The organism is Streptomyces sp. 2131.1 (assembly GCF_900105515.1).
Lineage (GTDB): Bacteria > Actinomycetota > Actinomycetes > Streptomycetales > Streptomycetaceae > Streptomyces > Streptomyces drozdowiczii.
The window spans coordinates 2,844,455-2,858,416 of the sequence record NZ_FNSY01000001.1 but is presented as its reverse complement, the minus strand read 5'-3'; the positions used below and the strand labels follow the sequence as shown (position 1 = coordinate 2,858,416).

The window sequence follows — 13,962 nt, the reverse complement described above, 5'->3', positions numbered from 1 at the left end:
ACATCCGGATCACCAAGAGGAGCCAGAGCAGTGCTGAGCGGGTTCAAGGACTTCATCCTGCGCGGAAACGTCATCTCCATGGCGGTCGGTCTCGCCGTCGGAGCCGCGTTCACCGCAGTCGTCACCGGGTTCAGCAACGGCTTCATCGTCCCGCTGATCGGCATCATCACGCGCGGAACCGGCGACTTCAGCAAGGCGCACTTCAAGGTCGACGGCGTGGACTTCCCGTACGGCCTGTTCATCAGCGCCGCCATCGCCTTCATCATCACCGCCGCGGTCCTCTACTTCGGCGTCGTCATGCCGATGGCCAAGGTCCAGGACCGCTTCACCGCCAAGAAGGCGGACGAGCCCGTCGACATCAAGGCCGCCCTGCGCGACTGCCCCCGCTGCTACACCGAGATCCCGGCCATCGCCTCCCGCTGCGCCCACTGCACCAGCGAGGTCGAGCCCGACCCGGCGGCCCTCGAACAGGCGAAGCTCCCCGTCCAGCGCTGAGCGCACCGAGCGCCTCCACCCGTACGGCCCAGAGCCCGCCCCGCGCGTACAGCGGTGGCGGGCTCCGGCCGTACGGCCGTCCGCACCAGGGAACTCGCTCCCGCCGCCTGGCGTTGACCAGTACGGGAGGCTCCACTGGGGAGTGGAGCCCCACCCAGCAAGGGTTCCCCTGCTGCACGATTTGGAGGGCGTACCGTGCACCGCCGGCACAACGGGCTGAGAACCGCCGTACTCCTCGGGGGCCTGTCCGCACTCATCATCGTCATCGGCAGCTTCTTCGGACGGACGGGTCTGATCGTCGCCCTCCTGGTCGCGATCGGCACCAACGCGTACGCGTACTGGAACAGCGACAAGCTGGCGCTGCGGGCCATGCGCGCCCGCCCGGTCAGCGAGTTCGAGGCGCCCCAGCTCTACCGCATCGTCCGCGAGCTCTCCACGTCCGCCCGCCAGCCCATGCCCCGCCTCTACATCTCGCCGACCCAGGCGCCCAACGCCTTCGCGACCGGCCGCAATCCGCGCAACGCGGCGGTCTGCTGCACCGAGGGCATTCTGAGTCTCCTGGACGAGCGCGAGCTGCGCGGCGTCCTCGGTCACGAACTGAGCCACGTCTACAACCGGGACATCCTCATCTCCTCGGTCGCCGGCGCCCTGGCCTCCGTCGTCATGTTCCTGGTCAACTTCGCCTGGCTGATCCCGGTCGGCCGCTCCAACGACGACGAGGGCCCCGGTCTCCTCGGCATGCTGCTGATCATGATCCTGGGCCCGCTCGCCGCGTCGGTCATCCAGCTCGCCGTCAGCCGCTCCCGGGAGTACGAGGCTGACGCCTCGGGTGCCCGGCTGACCGGAGACCCGCTGGCCCTGGCCGGAGCCCTGCGGAAGCTGGAGGCGGGGACGCAGCAGCTCCCCCTGCCCCCGGAGCCGAGGCTCGAGACGGCGAGCCACATGATGATCGCTAATCCGTTTCGCGCGGGGCAGGGTATGTCCAAGCTGTTCTCCACCCACCCGCCGATGGCGGAGCGCATCGCCCGACTCGAGCAGATGGCAGGTCCTCGCCCGTGAAAACCATTCTGAACGTCATTTGGCTGATCCTGTGCGGATTCTGGATGTTCCTCGGCTACCTGCTCGCGGGACTCCTGCTCTGCATCACGATCATCGGCATCCCCTTCGGCCTGGCCGCCTTCCGGATCGGTCTGTACGCCCTGTGGCCCTTCGGCCACCGGGTCGTCGACCGCCGGGACGCGGGCGCGCCGTCCTGCGTGGGCAACGTGCTCTGGCTGGTCCTCGCCGGCTGGTGGCTGGCGCTCGGCCACATCACCACCGGCATCGCCCTGTGCATCACGATCATCGGCATCCCCCTGGGAATCGCCAACTTCAAGCTGATCCCGGTGTCCCTGATGCCGTTCGGCAAGGAGATCGTCAGCACCGACGAGGAGTTCGCCGGCTGGTAGCCGGGCCGGGGCCGAGAGCCTCGTCGCGCAACCGTCCGCCCCTCACCCGCGTCTTCGATTTCAGGACAGAGGGACAGGTAGGTTCGCACGCATGACCATTATCGGCTGGATCATTCTCGGGCTCGTCGCGGGCGTCATCGCCAAGATCCTGCTGCCGGGGCGCGACCCCGGCGGCCTGGTGGGCACGACCCTCATAGGCGTCGTCGGCGCCTTCCTCGGTGGCTGGATATCGTCGCGCTTCCTGGACCGCGAGATCTCCAAGCACTTCTTCGACCCGGCCACCTGGGTCGCGGCCATCGGCGGCTCGCTGGTCCTGCTGATCGCCTACCGGCTGCTCTTCGGCAACTCCCGCGAACGGCGCTGACGTCAGCCCCGCAGCCCCGTCTCACGCAACGTCACATTGAGCCGGCCACCGCTCATCCCCGTACCGGGAGGAGCGGTTCCGGGCCGGACCGCGGGCACCCCGTGGAACGCCCGGCGCGACGGCCCGCCGAACACGAACAGATCCCCGGACGCCAGCTCCACGTCCGTCCACGGCCTGCCCCGGCCCTCCGTGTTGCCGAACCGGAAGACACATGTGTCGCCGATGCTGAGCGACACCACGGGCGCCCCGGACCGCTCCTCGTTGTCCCGGTGCATGCCCATCCGGGCCGTGCCGTCGTAGAAGTTGACCAGCGCGGCATCCGGCGCGTACGCCTCCGAGTCGCCTCCCGGCCCGTACGCCTCCGCGACCGCCGCCCGCCCGAGATCCGCCAGCCACGCCGGAAACGGGGCCACCGGCGCCCCGTTCACATCGTCCGCCGTACGCGAGTAGCGGTACGGCTGCCAGTGCCACCCCAGGCACACGGTCCGCACCGACATCACACCCCCGCCAGGCAGCTCCGTGTGCCGCAGCGGTACGGGCCCGCGCGCCCACTCCCGGCACGCCGCCACCAACTCCCGCTGCCGCTCCGGCGACAGCCAGTCGGGCACATGCACGGCCCCCGGTGCGATCACAGCGCGCGACCTGGGGAAGAGCCCGTCCATCAGCGCGCGGCGAGGGCGGCGCCGTCGAGCCCCAGCAGCCGTTTTCCGCGCTGCAGGGCGCCTTCGAGCCCCAGCAGCCGCTCCTTGCGCTCCAGCCCGGCCGCGTACCCGCGCAGCGCGCCGTCCGCACCGATCACCCGGTGGCACGGCCGCACGACCAGCAGCGGATTGCGCCCGATCGCCGTGCCCACGGCCCGAACACCGGCGCCGCTCGCGCCGACTCGCTCGGCGATCTGCCCGTACGAGACCGTCTCCCCGTACGGAACGGCCTCCACGGCCGCCCAGACCCGCCGCTGGAACTCCGTGCCCCGGCCCGGCGCGTACACCAGCTCGAAGCGCGTCCTGCGCCCCTCGAAGTACTCCCGCAGCTGACCGGCGACCCCCGCGAACGCCGAGGGGGCGCGCACCCAGCCGTCCTGGACCACCGCGGCGCCCTTCTGGCCGGGCAGGGAGAGCGAGACGAGCGCGATGCCCGCCGCCTCCGGGGCCTCTTCCCCGACCAGCAGCAGTTCACCCAGCGGGCTGTCGACCGTCGCGTACATGGTCATGACCGGTCCCTCTCCTCGTCCGTACGACCGGCCGGAACGCCGGCCGCCACGGACCAGTCTGCTGCGCCCGAACCGCCGCGACCGGCGGTATTCGGACATGCAGTCCGGGCGCGGAACGACACCCTCCGCACCCGGACCACCACGTTCTAGCGGTAGTTCGCGAACTGCACGTCGAAGTCGAAGTCCTGGGCCTTCAGCAGCGCCTGCACGGCCTGCAGGTCGTCCCGGCTCTTCGAGGTGACGCGCAGCTCCTCGCCCTGGACCTGGGCCTTGACGCCCTTGGGGCCCTCGTCGCGGATGATCTTCGCGACCTTCTTGGCGTTCTCCTGGGAGATGCCCTCCTGGATCGAGGCGAACAGCTTGTACTCCTTGCCGGACAGCTGCGGCTCACCGGCGTCAAGCGACTTCAGCGAGATCCCGCGCTTGATCAGCTTGGACTGGAAGATGTCGAGGATGGCCTTGACCCGCTCCTCGCCGTTCGCCTGCATCAGGATCTTCTCGCCGGACCACGCGATCGAGGCGTCCGTGCCCTTGAAGTCGTAACGGGTGGAGATCTCCTTGGCGGCCTGGTTGAGGGCGTTGTCGACCTCCTGCCGCTCGACCTTCGAGACGATGTCGAAACTGGAGTCGGCCATGACGTGTGGCTCCTTGGATCGGGGGTGCTGGAATGTACGTGCGTGACGCGGCGCCCGCGTCACCCGCGAGCCCTGCCGCCCGGCAAAGCCTAGCCACCCGCGCCCGCGGGGACCGCCGGACAATCCGGTGGCGTACCACCCTCGGTCATCAGGTATTGTTTACGTCGTTGCCAGAGAGCACCGCGGGAAACCCGGACTCGAAGGCGGCATCCCTTGGCGGTGTGCCCGAGTGGCCAAAGGGAGCAGACTGTAAATCTGCCGGCTCAGCCTACCCAGGTTCGAACCCTGGCGCCGCCACAAGCAAGGCCCCCGTCCTTCGGACGGGGGCCTTCTTCGTCGTCCGGGTCAGTTGCCGGCGATGTCCTTCACCGCGACCGCCAGCGGTACGTTGCCCGCGATCAGTTCGAGGGTCAGGCCCGCCGTGGCCGGGGTGTCGAGCAGCTCCAGGAGCGTCGCCGCCACGTCGTCCCGGGGGACCGGGCCGCGGCCCGTGGACGCGGCGAGCAGGACCTGGCCGGTGCCGGCGTCGTTGGTGAGCATCCCGGGGCGCAGGATCGTCCAGTCCAGACCGGAGCGGGACCGTACGTCCGCGTCCGCCGCGCCCTTGGCCCGCAGGTACACGTCGAACACCTCGTCCCCGGCGTGGTCCGGGTCCGCGCCCATGGACGAGACCACGACGTAGCGCCGCACCCCCGCCCGTTCCGCCGCGTCCGCGAACAGCACGGCCGCGCCGCGGTCCACCGTGTCCTTGCGGGCCGTGCCGCTGTTGGGGCCCGCGCCGGCCGCGAAGACCGCCGCGTCGGCGCCGCGCAGCACCTCGGCGGCCTCGTCGACCGTGGCCGATTCCAGGTCCAGCACCACGGGTTCGGCGCCCGCCCTACGGAGGTCCTCGCTCTGTCCGGGATTGCGGATGATGCCGGCCGCCTCATCCCCGCGTGCAGCGAGCAGCCGCTCCAGCCGCAGCGCGATCTGACCATGTCCACCTGCGATGACAATGCGCATACGACCGACGGTACGCCGGAGCGGGCCGCCGTGCTCACGGCCCGCCGGTGGATTCCGGCCGTCCCTGGCGGGGAAGACCCGGTCCGCTCCCGGCCTCCGAGTCGCAGTACTCGCGCACCGCGCTGGTACGGGCGACCACCCGGCCCCGGTGCACCACGATCCGGCTGTACGCGAGCGACAGCGCCCCGGCGATCCCTTCGCCCCGTACGGCGAGCAGTTCGGCCGGGAAGCCCGCCTCGACGCGGACCTCGGGCAGCCCCATCACGTGCCGGGCCTCGGTGGAGACCGCCGCGTACGCGTCCTCGGGGCGCAGTCCGCCCTGGGAGGCCAGCAGGAACGCCGCCTCCAGCGGGTCGCCGCGCCCCACCGGATTGGCCGGATCGCGCAGGGCTCCGCTGCCTGCGGCCACCCGGACCCCGGCGTCGCGCAGCAGCCGTACGGGGGCGGTGCCCCGGTGTTCGGCGCCGCAGCAGGGCCCCTGGGGGAGGCAGGCCACGTTCACACCGGCGGCGGCCAGCTGGCCCGCGATCCGGGCGGCCGCGTCGCGGGGGAGGCGGGAGAGGCCCGCGCAGGGGCCGATGGTGACCCCGTGGCGCATGCCGCCGGCCAGCGAGGCGAACCGGGCCAGCCGGGCGGGGTCGTCGCCGTCCGTGTGCAGGTCCACCGGGCAGCCGTGCTCGGCGGCGACCTCCAGGACGGCCTCGACGTAGCCGGACGGATCCGGGTCGAGGTCCGGGCAGCCGCCGACCGCCGCGGCGCCCATCTTCACCGCGTCGCGGAGCATGGCCAGGTTGCCCGCCCCGGCGGCGCCGGTGAGGAGCCGGGGGACGGCGACCGGGGTCAGGTCGGCCAGGCCGCGCAGGGAGCGCCGGGCCTGGAGGACGGCCTCCAGCGCCGCCAGGCCCTGCACGTCGCCGATCCGGACGTGGGAGCGCAGGGCCGTCGCGCCGTGGCCGAGCTGGAGCAGGGCGGCCTCGGTGGCGCGCCGCTGGATGTCCTCGGGGTGCTGGGAGGCGGGCCCGGAGCCGTCGGCGGTGAGCGCGGTGTCGCCGTGGGCGTGCGGCTCGGCGGGGGCGGGGAGGAGGAGGTGGCCGCGCAGGTCGAGCCGGGCGCCGGGGGCTGTGAGGCTGCCCGCGGTGCCGACGGCCTCGATGCGGCCGCCGCAGACCCGTACGTCCACGACGCGGCCGTCGGCGAGGCGGGCGCCGGAGAGCGTCAGCGCGGAGGTCTCCGGGGCGCCGGTGGTATCGGCCGCGCGGTCGTCGGGCTGCCGCGGCTGGCTGTCGGGCATCGTGCTCCTGGGAAGGGGTCAAGATCACGCAGAGTGATAAGAGCCTAGGGGCGTGCCCCGTCCGGTTCGAGGAGGAGCGCAATAGTCGTACCGGGTGCGGCCTTGCTGATCAGCGGTGTGCAGGCGCTCCGAGCGGGGTACGGGACAGGGTCGGGCGGGTGCCGCGAAACGGATTTGGGCGATCGGCGACCGAGCGTGTAATGTCTTCCTCGCTCGCCCCAATAGCTCAGTCGGTAGAGCGTCTCCATGGTAAGGAGAAGGTCTGCGGTTCGATTCCGCATTGGGGCTCTGGTGATCGGGAAACCCCGCTTCGGCGGGGGGCCTCGTCATCAAAGCGGTGTAGCTCAGTCGGTAGAGCAAGCGGCTCATAATCGCTGTGTCACCGGTTCAAGTCCGGTCACCGCTACTAACAGTAGCCGATTGTGGGGTCGGTCCTTCGATCGGCTACTCTTTTTTGCGTTCATCCGTCCATCGTCCGTCCAAGGAGCACTCACGTGGCTGCCACCGACGTCCGCCCGAAGATCACGCTGGCCTGCGTGGAGTGCAAGGAGCGGAACTACATCACCAAGAAGAACCGGCGTAACAACCCGGACCGTCTTGAGATGAAGAAGCACTGCCCGCGCTGCAACTCGCACACTGCGCACCGCGAAACGCGCTGAATCAGGCTCGTACACGAGGCCGTCCCCTTCGGGGGGCGGCCTCGTGTCGTTGTGCGGCGGGTTTGGCGTTGAATGGTGCCGGACGCCGTCACAGGCCGGCCCAGTCGTTCTTTCATCAGGAGGTTGCGAGTTCATGGCGCTCGACCAGTCCTTCGTGGGACGGACCTATCCGCCCACCGCGCCGTACGAGGTCGGACGGGAGAAGATCCGCGAGTTCGCCGAAGCCGTGGGCGACGCCCACCCCGCCTACACCGACCCCGAGGCCGCAAAGGCGCTCGGCCACGCCGACGTGATCGCGCCGCCGACCTTCGTGTTCTCGATCACTTTCAAGGCCGCGGGCCAGGTCATCGAGGACCCCCAGCTGGGCCTGGACTACAGCCGGGTGGTGCACGGCGATCAGAAGTTCGTCTACGTGCGCCCGGTGTGCGCGGGGGACCGACTGTCGGTCACGTCGACGATCGAGGCCGTGAAGTCCATGGCGGGCAACGACATCCTGGACGTCCGCGGTGACGTCCACGACGAGTCCGGTGAGCTGGTCGTGACCGCCTGGACGAAGCTGGTGGCGCGCGCCGCCGAGGAGGCGTGATGACGGCGAAGGTGAGTTACGAGGCGGTCGAGGTCGGTACGGAGCTGCCGGCGCGGACCTTCCCCGTCACCCGGGCGACGCTCGTGCAGTACGCGGGTGCCTCGGGCGACTTCAACCCGATCCACTGGAACGAGCGCTTCGCGCGCGAGGTCGGGCTGCCCGATGTGATCGCGCACGGCATGTTCACGATGGCCGAGGCGATCCGGGTGGTCACGGACTGGGCCGGCGACCCCGGCGCGGTCGTGGAGTACGGCGTGCGCTTCACGAAGCCCGTGGTGGTCCCGGACGACGACAAGGGCGCGCAGATCGAGGTCACCGGCAAGGTGGCTGCCCTGCTGGACGACCGGCGGGTGCGGGTCGACCTGACGGTCATGAGCGACGGCAAGAAGGTCCTGGGCATGTCCCGGGCCGTGGTGCAGCTCGCCTGACCGGTGCGAACGGCCTGACGCAAGGGGCACGGTCCAATGGGCCGTGCCCCTTACCCGTACCCCTGCTCGCGACCCGCTCCACCGTCCCGGTTGACAAAGTTAGTGATTGAGCAATAACTTTGGGGCATGGCAAGGATGAGTGCAGATGAGCGGCGCGAGAGCGCCATCCGCGCGGCGGTCACCGAGTTCGCCCGCGGCGGGTACAGCTCCACCTCCACCGAGGCGATCGCCAAGCGTGTGGGTGTCTCGCAGCCGTACCTCTTCCGCCTCTTCCCCAACAAGCAGGCGATGTTCCTCGCGGCGGCCGAGCGCTGCCTCCTGGAGACGCGAGAGGTGTTCGAGAAGGCGGCCCAGGGGCTGGAGGGCGAAGAGGCGCTCCACTCCATGGCCCGCGCGTACCAGCGGCTGATCGCCGACGACCCCGACAAATTGCTCATGCAGATGCAGGTGTACGCGGCAGTCGCCGCCGCCGAGGCGGCCGGCGACCACGAGTTCGGCGAGTCGGTGCGAGCCGGCTGGCTGGAGCTGTTCGACTCCGTCAACCTCGCGCTCGGTGCCGATGTCAACGACGCCACCACGTTCCTCGCGTACGGCATGCTCGCCAACACGCTGACCTCGCTCGGCTTCCCGGCCGGACACCGGATCTGGTCCGGTTTCTACGCCTCCGCCCAGCCGGTCGACTGAAAGACGTCCCACCCGGGTTCGGCCCGGTTTTCTGCCCGCGAAAGTTAGTCATCAATAACTAACCCTCCAGGGGGAGCAGTGAACCAGCACACGACCGGCCGCGCAGGAGCGGCCTGGGCACTCGTCATCACCAGCGTCGCCGGATTCATGGCGGCCCTCGACAACCTCGTCGTCACCACCGCCCTGCCGTCCATCCGCGAGAGCCTCGGCGGAGAGATGGAGGAGCTGGAGTGGACGGTCAACGCCTACACGCTGACCTTCGCCGTCCTGCTGATGTTCGGCGCCGCCCTCGGTGACCGCTTCGGCCGCCGCCGGCTCTTCCTCGCAGGGCTCACCGTCTTCACCGGAGCCTCCGCCGCGGCCGCTCTCTCGCCCGGAATCAACGAACTGATCGCCTTCCGCGCGGTCCAGGGCGTCGGCGCCGCGATCATGATGCCGCTCACCCTCACCCTGCTCACGGCCGCCGTGGAACCCGCCCGCCGCGGCATGGCGCTCGGCATCTTCAGCGCCGCGACCGGCCTCGCCGTGGCCAGCGGACCCCTGATCGGCGGCAGCCTCACCGAGCACATCTCCTGGCAGTGGATCTTCTGGCTCAACGTGCCGGTCGGCCTGCTCCTGCTGCCGCTCGCCCGCTTCCGCCTCGCGGAGTCGTACGCCCCCGGCGCCCGGCTCGACATCCCCGGCACCCTCCTGGTCAGCGGCGGCCTCTTCGGGATCGTCTACGGCCTCGTCAACGCCAACGCCGACGGCTGGACCGACCCGACCGTCCTGACCTCACTCGTCGCCGGCACCGCGCTCATCGGCGCCTTCATCGGCCACGGCTTCCGCGGCCGCAAGCCCATGCTGCCCATGCGCCTCTTCCGGGACCGCGGCTTCTTCGGGATCAACATCTCCAGCATGCTGATGTACCTCGGGATGTTCGGCTCGATCTTCCTGCTCAGCCAGTACCTCCAGGGCGTCCTCGGCTACTCGCCCACCGAGGCCGGACTGCGGATGCTGCCCTGGACCGGAATGCCGATGCTCGTCGCCCCCATCGCCGGAATGCTCTCCGACCGATTCGGCGGCCGTCCGGTGGTCGTCACGGGTCTCGCCCTCCAGGCGGCCGGTCTCGCCCTCTTCGCCATGGCCATTTCCCCGGACGCCTCCTACGTCTCGCAGCTGCCCGGCCTGATCGTCGGCGGCATCGGGATGGCCCTGTACTTCGCCCCGGCCGCCAGCCTGGTGATGTCCAGCGTCCGCCCCGGTGAGCAGGGCATCGCGTCCGGCGCCAACAACGCCCTGCGCGAGGTCGGCGGCGCCCTCGGAGTCGCCGTGCTCACCACCGTGTTCGCCTCGCAGGGCGGCCTCGAATCCGCGCGGTCCTTCACCGACGGGACCGTGCCGGCCGTCTGGATCGGCTCCGGAGTCGTCGCCCTGGCCGCGCTCGTCGCCCTGATGATCCCGGGCCGCCGCGCCGCCGCGAAGTCCGAGCCCGCCACGGAGGCGGCCGAGGCCGCGGAGCCCGCCGAGGAGCGGGTCTCCGTCCCCGCCTGACGCGCCCCGTACACCCGATACGGTCCGTGGCCCCGCCCAGCGGCGGGGCCACGGACCGTACTCTTGTCCCCGTGCAGGAACTCCACGACGCTCCCCTCGCCCCCCTGACCACCTTCCGGCTCGGCGGCCCCGCCACCCGGCTCCTCACCGCCACCACGGACGCCGAGGTCGTCGGCGCCGTGCGCGAGGCCGACGACAGCGGCACCCCGCTCCTGATCATCGGCGGCGGCAGCAACCTGGTCATCGGCGACAAGGGCTTCGAGGGCACCGCCCTGCGCATCGCCACCAAGGGCTTCGTCCTCGACGGCGGCTCCCTGGAACTGGCCGCCGGCGAGGTCTGGACCGACGCCGTCGCCCGCACCGTGGAGGCCGGCCTCGCGGGCCTCGAATGCCTGGCCGGCGTCCCCGGCTCCGCGGGCGCCACGCCGATCCAGAACGTCGGCGCGTACGGGCAGGAGGTGTCCTCCACCATCACGGAGGTCGTCGCCTACGACCGGCGCACCCGCGAAACGGTCGTCCTGCCCAACTCCGAGTGCGACTTCTCCTACCGGCACAGCCGCTTCAAGGCCGAACCCGACCGGTACGTGGTGCTGCGCGTCCGCTTCGGCCTGGAGGAGTCCGGCGGGCTCTCGGCGCCCCTGAAGTACCCCGAGACCGCGCGGGCCATGGGCGTCGAGGAGGGTGACCGCGTTCCCGCGGCCGCCGCCCGCGAAACCGTCCTCCGGCTGCGCGCCGGCAAGGGCATGGTGCTCGACCCGGAGGACCACGACACCTGGTCGGCCGGGTCCTTCTTCACCAACCCGATCCTGGAACAGGCCGAGTTCGACGCGTTCCTGGCCCGGGTCGCGGACCGGCTCGGCCCCGAGGTCGCGCCCCCCGCCTTCCCGGCCGGTGAGGGGCGCACCAAGACCTCCGCCGCCTGGCTCATCGACCGGGCCGGCTTCACCAAGGGCTACGGCACCGGACCCGCCCGCATCTCCACCAAGCACACCCTCGCCCTCACCAACCGGGGCGCGGCGACCACGGAGGACCTGCTCGCGCTGGCCCGCGAGGTCGTCGACGGGGTGCACGCCGCCTTCGGCGTCACCCTCGTCAACGAACCGGTGACGGTGGGCGTGAGCCTGTAGGGCCCTCGTGGGGCGGGCCGGGCCGCTCAGTACGCGACGCCCACGCCCTGCTTCACCGACGCCGGATCGTCGATCAGCGCCAGCATCGCGTGGGCCACGTCGGCCCGCGAGATGGACCGGCCGCTGCGCGGGTTGCCGCCGACGACCGTCCGGTACGTGCCCGTCAGCGGCCCGTTCGTGAGCTTCGGGGGCCGGACCGACGTCCAGTCCGTGGCGGAGGCCGCCAGTGCCGCCTCCATCGCCGTGAGGTCCGCGTACACCTCCTTGAGGATCGCGCCGATCATCGAGAGCATCACCCGGTCGAGCAGCGGGTCGTCGGCGGGCTGCGGGGCGACCGGGGCGGCGCTGACCACCAGCAGCCGCCGGGCGCCCTCCGCCTCCATCGCCGTCAGCACGGAGCGGGTCAGCCGCTCCGCGATCCCGTCCGCCTTGCGGCCCTTCGCGCCGAGGCCGGAGAGCACCGCGTCCCGGCCCGCCACCGCCTCGCGCAGCGCCTCCGGGTCGTCGACCCGGGCCGCCGTGTGGACGGTGACGTCCGAGAGCGGGACCGCGAGCCTGGCGGGATCGCGGACCACCGCCGTCACCTCGTGCCCCGCCGCCACCGCCTGGCGGACGATCTCCTGACCGATACCGCCTGTCGCGCCGAACACCGTGAGCTTCATGACACACCCCTCCCAAGGTGGGTAAGTATTCACTCACCTCTAGAGTGAGTGGGTATTCACCCACCCGTCAAGCTTTGTTGGAGCACACATGGAGCAGAAGCCGGCCCGCGTTCGTCTCGTCGACGCCGCCCATCAGCTCATGCTCACCAAGGGCCTGGCCCGCACCACCACCAAGGAGATCGCCAAGGCCGCCGGGTGCTCGGAGGCCGCGCTCTACAAGCACTTCCTCAGCAAGGAGGAGCTGTTCGTCGTGGTCCTCAAGGAGCGGCTGCCGAAGATCGACCTGCGGCAGCTCACCGACGACCCGGGTGCGGGGGAGCGGTCGGTCGAGGAGAACCTCGCCGTCATCGCCCGCCAGGCCGCCCTGTTCTACGAGCAGAGCTTCCCGATCGCCGCCTCCCTGTACGCGGAGCCGACGCTCAAGGAGCGCCACGACGCGGCCATGCGCGAGCTGGGTACCGGCCCCCACCTGCCCATCCGCGGTGTCGCCACGTATCTGCGGGCCGAACAGACCGCCGGCCGCGTCCGGGCCGACGCCGACACCTACGCGGCCGCCTCACTGCTCCTGGGAGCCTGCGCCCAGCGCGCGTTCGCCTACGACGCCACGGCGGACGGCGAACCGCCCCAGCCGCTCGACGACTTCGCGGCGTCCCTGGCCCGCACCCTGCTCCGGGGCCTGGCGGACTGAGGGCTCAGGCCACCGGCTCCGCCAGCCACGCGTCCACGCCCGCCAGCAGCTCCGTCCGCACCGGCTCGGGCGCCGAGGACCCTCGTACCGACTGGCGGGCCAGCTCGGCCAGTTCCTCGTCCGTGAACGCGTGGTGGCGGCGCACCAGGTCGTACTGGGCGGCCAGGCGGGAGCCGAAGAGCAGCGGGTCGTCCGCGCCGAGCGCCATCGGCACCCCGGCGTCGAACAGAGTGCGCAGGGGTACGTCGGCGGGCTTCTCGTAGACGCCGAGCGCCACGTTCGACGCGGGGCACACCTCGCAGGTCACCCCGGCCTCCGCCAGCCGGCGCATCAGCCGGGGGTCCTCCGCCGCCCGCACACCGTGCCCGACCCGGGCCGCGTCGAGGTCGTCCAGGCAGTCCCGGACGCTGGAAGGGCCCGAGAGCTCGCCGCCGTGCGGGGCGGCGAGCAGGCCGCCCTCCCGGGCGATGGCGAAGGCCCGGTCGAAGTCGCGGGCCATCCCGCGCCGCTCGTCGTTGGAGAGGCCGAAGCCGACGACGCCCCGGTCCGCGTACCGCACGGCGAGGCGCGCGAGGGTCCTGGCGTCCAGCGGGTGCTTCATCCGGTTCGCCGCGATGACCACCCGGATCGGCAGCCCGGTCTCACGGGAGGCGGCGTCCACGGCATCCAGGATGATCTCGATCGCCGGGATCAGCCCGCCCAGCAGGGGCGCGTACGAGGTGGGGTCGACCTGGATCTCCAGCCAGCCGGAGCCGTCCGCCACGTCCTCCTGGGCGGCCTCGCGCACCAGGCGCTGAATGTCCTCGGGAGCCCGCAGGCAGGACCGGGCGATGTCGTAGAGCCGCTGGAAGCGGAACCAGCCCCGTTCGTCCGTCGCGCGCAGCTTGGGCGGCTCGCCGCCGGTCAGGGCCTCGGGCAGCCGCACCCCGTACTTGTCGGCGAGCTCCAGCAGCGTCGTGGGCCGCATCGACCCGGTGAAGTGCAGGTGCAGGTGGGCCTTGGGCAGCAGCCGTACATCACGTTCCATTTCAAGATCCTGCCGCACGGACGGGGCGGCGCGGTAGCCGCTTTCCCCATCGAGTGCCCCCTCGAACGCGAAAGCGACCCCCGATCCGGACATCGGGGGTCGCTTTTACGGGAAGGGTGCGGA

At 71.4% G+C, this 13,962-nt stretch carries 18 protein-coding genes and 3 tRNA genes; 14 read left to right on the top strand and 7 right to left on the bottom strand.

The window, feature by feature from the left end:
• Nucleotides 1–30 precede the first annotated feature (30 nt).
• The 4 genes from BLW14_RS12760 to BLW14_RS12745 all read left to right on the top strand — a co-directional run bounded on the left by BLW14_RS12760 (nt 31) and on the right by BLW14_RS12745 (nt 2,307).
• Nucleotides 31–495, top strand: coding sequence for an MscL family protein (locus BLW14_RS12760; RefSeq protein ID WP_093707201.1), 465 nt, complete (start codon nt 31–33; stop codon nt 493–495).
• 195 nt (nt 496–690) lie between these two features.
• On the top strand, nt 691–1,554 hold the full coding sequence (htpX, locus tag BLW14_RS12755; RefSeq protein WP_093707199.1) for a zinc metalloprotease HtpX: 864 nt from the start codon (nt 691–693) through the stop codon (nt 1,552–1,554).
• Nucleotides 1,551–1,943, top strand: coding sequence for a YccF domain-containing protein (locus BLW14_RS12750; protein WP_093707197.1), 393 nt, complete (start codon nt 1,551–1,553; stop codon nt 1,941–1,943). Before htpX ends, BLW14_RS12750 begins: the two co-directional genes overlap by 4 nt.
• Before the next feature lie 91 nt (nt 1,944–2,034).
• Nucleotides 2,035–2,307 carry a GlsB/YeaQ/YmgE family stress response membrane protein gene (locus tag BLW14_RS12745; RefSeq protein WP_093707195.1) on the top strand — a complete coding sequence of 91 codons (273 nt, stop codon included), beginning with the start codon at nt 2,035–2,037 and terminating at the stop codon, nt 2,305–2,307.
• Nucleotides 2,308–2,309: 2 nt separating this feature from the next.
• Here the strand turns inward: BLW14_RS12745 and BLW14_RS12740 are convergent, their stop codons facing one another.
• The 3 genes from BLW14_RS12740 to BLW14_RS12730 all read right to left on the bottom strand — a co-directional run bounded on the left by BLW14_RS12740 (nt 2,310) and on the right by BLW14_RS12730 (nt 4,152).
• Nucleotides 2,310–2,969, bottom strand: a complete 660-nt coding sequence (locus BLW14_RS12740) for an alpha-ketoglutarate-dependent dioxygenase AlkB family protein (protein ID WP_093707193.1) — start codon at nt 2,967–2,969, stop codon at nt 2,310–2,312.
• Nucleotides 2,969–3,517: a methylated-DNA--[protein]-cysteine S-methyltransferase gene (locus BLW14_RS12735; protein WP_093707191.1), complete on the bottom strand. Its 549-nt coding sequence runs from the start codon at nt 3,515–3,517 to the stop codon at nt 2,969–2,971. The genes BLW14_RS12740 and BLW14_RS12735 overlap by 1 nt, the downstream gene beginning before the upstream one ends.
• Before the next feature lie 146 nt (nt 3,518–3,663).
• A complete protein-coding gene (locus BLW14_RS12730; protein ID WP_018519335.1) occupies nt 3,664–4,152 on the bottom strand; it encodes a YajQ family cyclic di-GMP-binding protein in 489 nt (162 codons plus the stop codon).
• Between the two features lie 215 nt (nt 4,153–4,367).
• Here BLW14_RS12730 and BLW14_RS12725 point away from each other — a divergent pair.
• Nucleotides 4,368–4,449 (top strand) — tRNA-Tyr (locus BLW14_RS12725).
• Nucleotides 4,450–4,497: 48 nt separating this feature from the next.
• On the opposite strand, the gene BLW14_RS12720 is transcribed toward BLW14_RS12725, so the two are convergent.
• Both BLW14_RS12720 and BLW14_RS12715 read right to left on the bottom strand, forming a co-directional pair.
• Entirely contained in the window at nt 4,498–5,154 is a 657-nt protein-coding gene (locus tag BLW14_RS12720) for an SDR family oxidoreductase (protein ID WP_093707189.1), read from the bottom strand.
• A gap of 34 nt (nt 5,155–5,188) precedes the next feature.
• Nucleotides 5,189–6,445, bottom strand: a complete 1,257-nt coding sequence (locus BLW14_RS12715) for an amidohydrolase family protein (RefSeq protein WP_093707187.1) — start codon at nt 6,443–6,445, stop codon at nt 5,189–5,191.
• Between the two features lie 215 nt (nt 6,446–6,660).
• On the opposite strand from BLW14_RS12715, the gene BLW14_RS12710 reads away from it, so the two are divergent.
• From BLW14_RS12710 to BLW14_RS12675, 8 genes are all read left to right on the top strand, one after another.
• Nucleotides 6,661–6,733: transfer RNA gene (locus BLW14_RS12710), tRNA-Thr, on the top strand.
• Between the two features lie 45 nt (nt 6,734–6,778).
• Nucleotides 6,779–6,851, top strand: a tRNA-Met gene (locus BLW14_RS12705).
• An 88-nt stretch (nt 6,852–6,939) separates the two neighbouring features.
• On the top strand, nt 6,940–7,104 hold the full coding sequence (rpmG, locus tag BLW14_RS12700) for a 50S ribosomal protein L33 (RefSeq protein ID WP_003956487.1): 165 nt from the start codon (nt 6,940–6,942) through the stop codon (nt 7,102–7,104).
• A gap of 133 nt (nt 7,105–7,237) precedes the next feature.
• A complete protein-coding gene (locus BLW14_RS12695; RefSeq protein ID WP_018519332.1) occupies nt 7,238–7,690 on the top strand; it encodes a MaoC family dehydratase N-terminal domain-containing protein in 453 nt (150 codons plus the stop codon).
• Nucleotides 7,690–8,118 (top strand): MaoC family dehydratase, encoded by a 429-nt coding sequence (locus BLW14_RS12690; protein ID WP_093707185.1) that lies wholly within the window; start codon nt 7,690–7,692, stop codon nt 8,116–8,118. Before BLW14_RS12695 ends, BLW14_RS12690 begins: the two co-directional genes overlap by 1 nt.
• Before the next feature lie 135 nt (nt 8,119–8,253).
• On the top strand, nt 8,254–8,802 hold the full coding sequence (locus BLW14_RS12685; protein ID WP_093707183.1) for a TetR/AcrR family transcriptional regulator: 549 nt from the start codon (nt 8,254–8,256) through the stop codon (nt 8,800–8,802).
• Nucleotides 8,803–8,880: 78 nt separating this feature from the next.
• Complete coding sequence (locus tag BLW14_RS12680) at nt 8,881–10,335, top strand: DHA2 family efflux MFS transporter permease subunit (protein WP_093707181.1); 1,455 nt, start codon at nt 8,881–8,883, stop codon at nt 10,333–10,335.
• 71 nt (nt 10,336–10,406) lie between these two features.
• Complete coding sequence (locus BLW14_RS12675) at nt 10,407–11,462, top strand: UDP-N-acetylmuramate dehydrogenase (protein ID WP_093707179.1); 1,056 nt, start codon at nt 10,407–10,409, stop codon at nt 11,460–11,462.
• Between the two features lie 26 nt (nt 11,463–11,488).
• On the opposite strand, the gene BLW14_RS12670 is transcribed toward BLW14_RS12675, so the two are convergent.
• Nucleotides 11,489–12,124 (bottom strand): NAD(P)-dependent oxidoreductase, encoded by a 636-nt coding sequence (locus BLW14_RS12670; RefSeq protein WP_093707178.1) that lies wholly within the window; start codon nt 12,122–12,124, stop codon nt 11,489–11,491.
• 88 nt (nt 12,125–12,212) lie between these two features.
• Here BLW14_RS12670 and BLW14_RS12665 point away from each other — a divergent pair, with 88 nt between their 5' ends.
• Nucleotides 12,213–12,812: a TetR/AcrR family transcriptional regulator gene (locus BLW14_RS12665; protein WP_093707176.1), complete on the top strand. Its 600-nt coding sequence runs from the start codon at nt 12,213–12,215 to the stop codon at nt 12,810–12,812.
• A 4-nt stretch (nt 12,813–12,816) separates the two neighbouring features.
• Here BLW14_RS12665 and BLW14_RS12660 read toward each other — a convergent pair whose 3' ends face one another.
• Nucleotides 12,817–13,839, bottom strand: a complete 1,023-nt coding sequence (locus tag BLW14_RS12660; RefSeq protein WP_093707173.1) for an adenosine deaminase — start codon at nt 13,837–13,839, stop codon at nt 12,817–12,819.
• Nucleotides 13,840–13,962: the final 123 nt, after the last annotated feature.

What these genes read in the sequence shown, in the direction of transcription:
- BLW14_RS12730 (WP_018519335.1), bottom strand. Translation starts at nt 4,152, where the DNA reads ATGGCCGACTCCAGTTTCGACATCGTCTCGAAGGTCGAGCGGCAGGAG.
- BLW14_RS12745 (WP_093707195.1), top strand. Translation starts at nt 2,035, where the DNA reads ATGACCATTATCGGCTGGATCATTCTCGGGCTCGTCGCGGGCGTCATC.
- BLW14_RS12685 (WP_093707183.1), top strand. Translation starts at nt 8,254, where the DNA reads ATGAGTGCAGATGAGCGGCGCGAGAGCGCCATCCGCGCGGCGGTCACC.
- BLW14_RS12665 (WP_093707176.1), top strand. Translation starts at nt 12,213, where the DNA reads ATGGAGCAGAAGCCGGCCCGCGTTCGTCTCGTCGACGCCGCCCATCAG.
- BLW14_RS12690 (WP_093707185.1), top strand. Translation starts at nt 7,690, where the DNA reads ATGACGGCGAAGGTGAGTTACGAGGCGGTCGAGGTCGGTACGGAGCTG.
- BLW14_RS12715 (WP_093707187.1), bottom strand. Translation starts at nt 6,445, where the DNA reads ATGCCCGACAGCCAGCCGCGGCAGCCCGACGACCGCGCGGCCGATACC.
- BLW14_RS12660 (WP_093707173.1), bottom strand. Translation starts at nt 13,839, where the DNA reads ATGGAACGTGATGTACGGCTGCTGCCCAAGGCCCACCTGCACCTGCAC.
- BLW14_RS12670 (WP_093707178.1), bottom strand. Translation starts at nt 12,124, where the DNA reads ATGAAGCTCACGGTGTTCGGCGCGACAGGCGGTATCGGTCAGGAGATC.
- BLW14_RS12740 (WP_093707193.1), bottom strand. Translation starts at nt 2,969, where the DNA reads ATGGACGGGCTCTTCCCCAGGTCGCGCGCTGTGATCGCACCGGGGGCC.
- BLW14_RS12695 (WP_018519332.1), top strand. Translation starts at nt 7,238, where the DNA reads ATGGCGCTCGACCAGTCCTTCGTGGGACGGACCTATCCGCCCACCGCG.
- BLW14_RS12735 (WP_093707191.1), bottom strand. Translation starts at nt 3,517, where the DNA reads ATGACCATGTACGCGACGGTCGACAGCCCGCTGGGTGAACTGCTGCTG.
- BLW14_RS12720 (WP_093707189.1), bottom strand. Translation starts at nt 5,154, where the DNA reads ATGCGCATTGTCATCGCAGGTGGACATGGTCAGATCGCGCTGCGGCTG.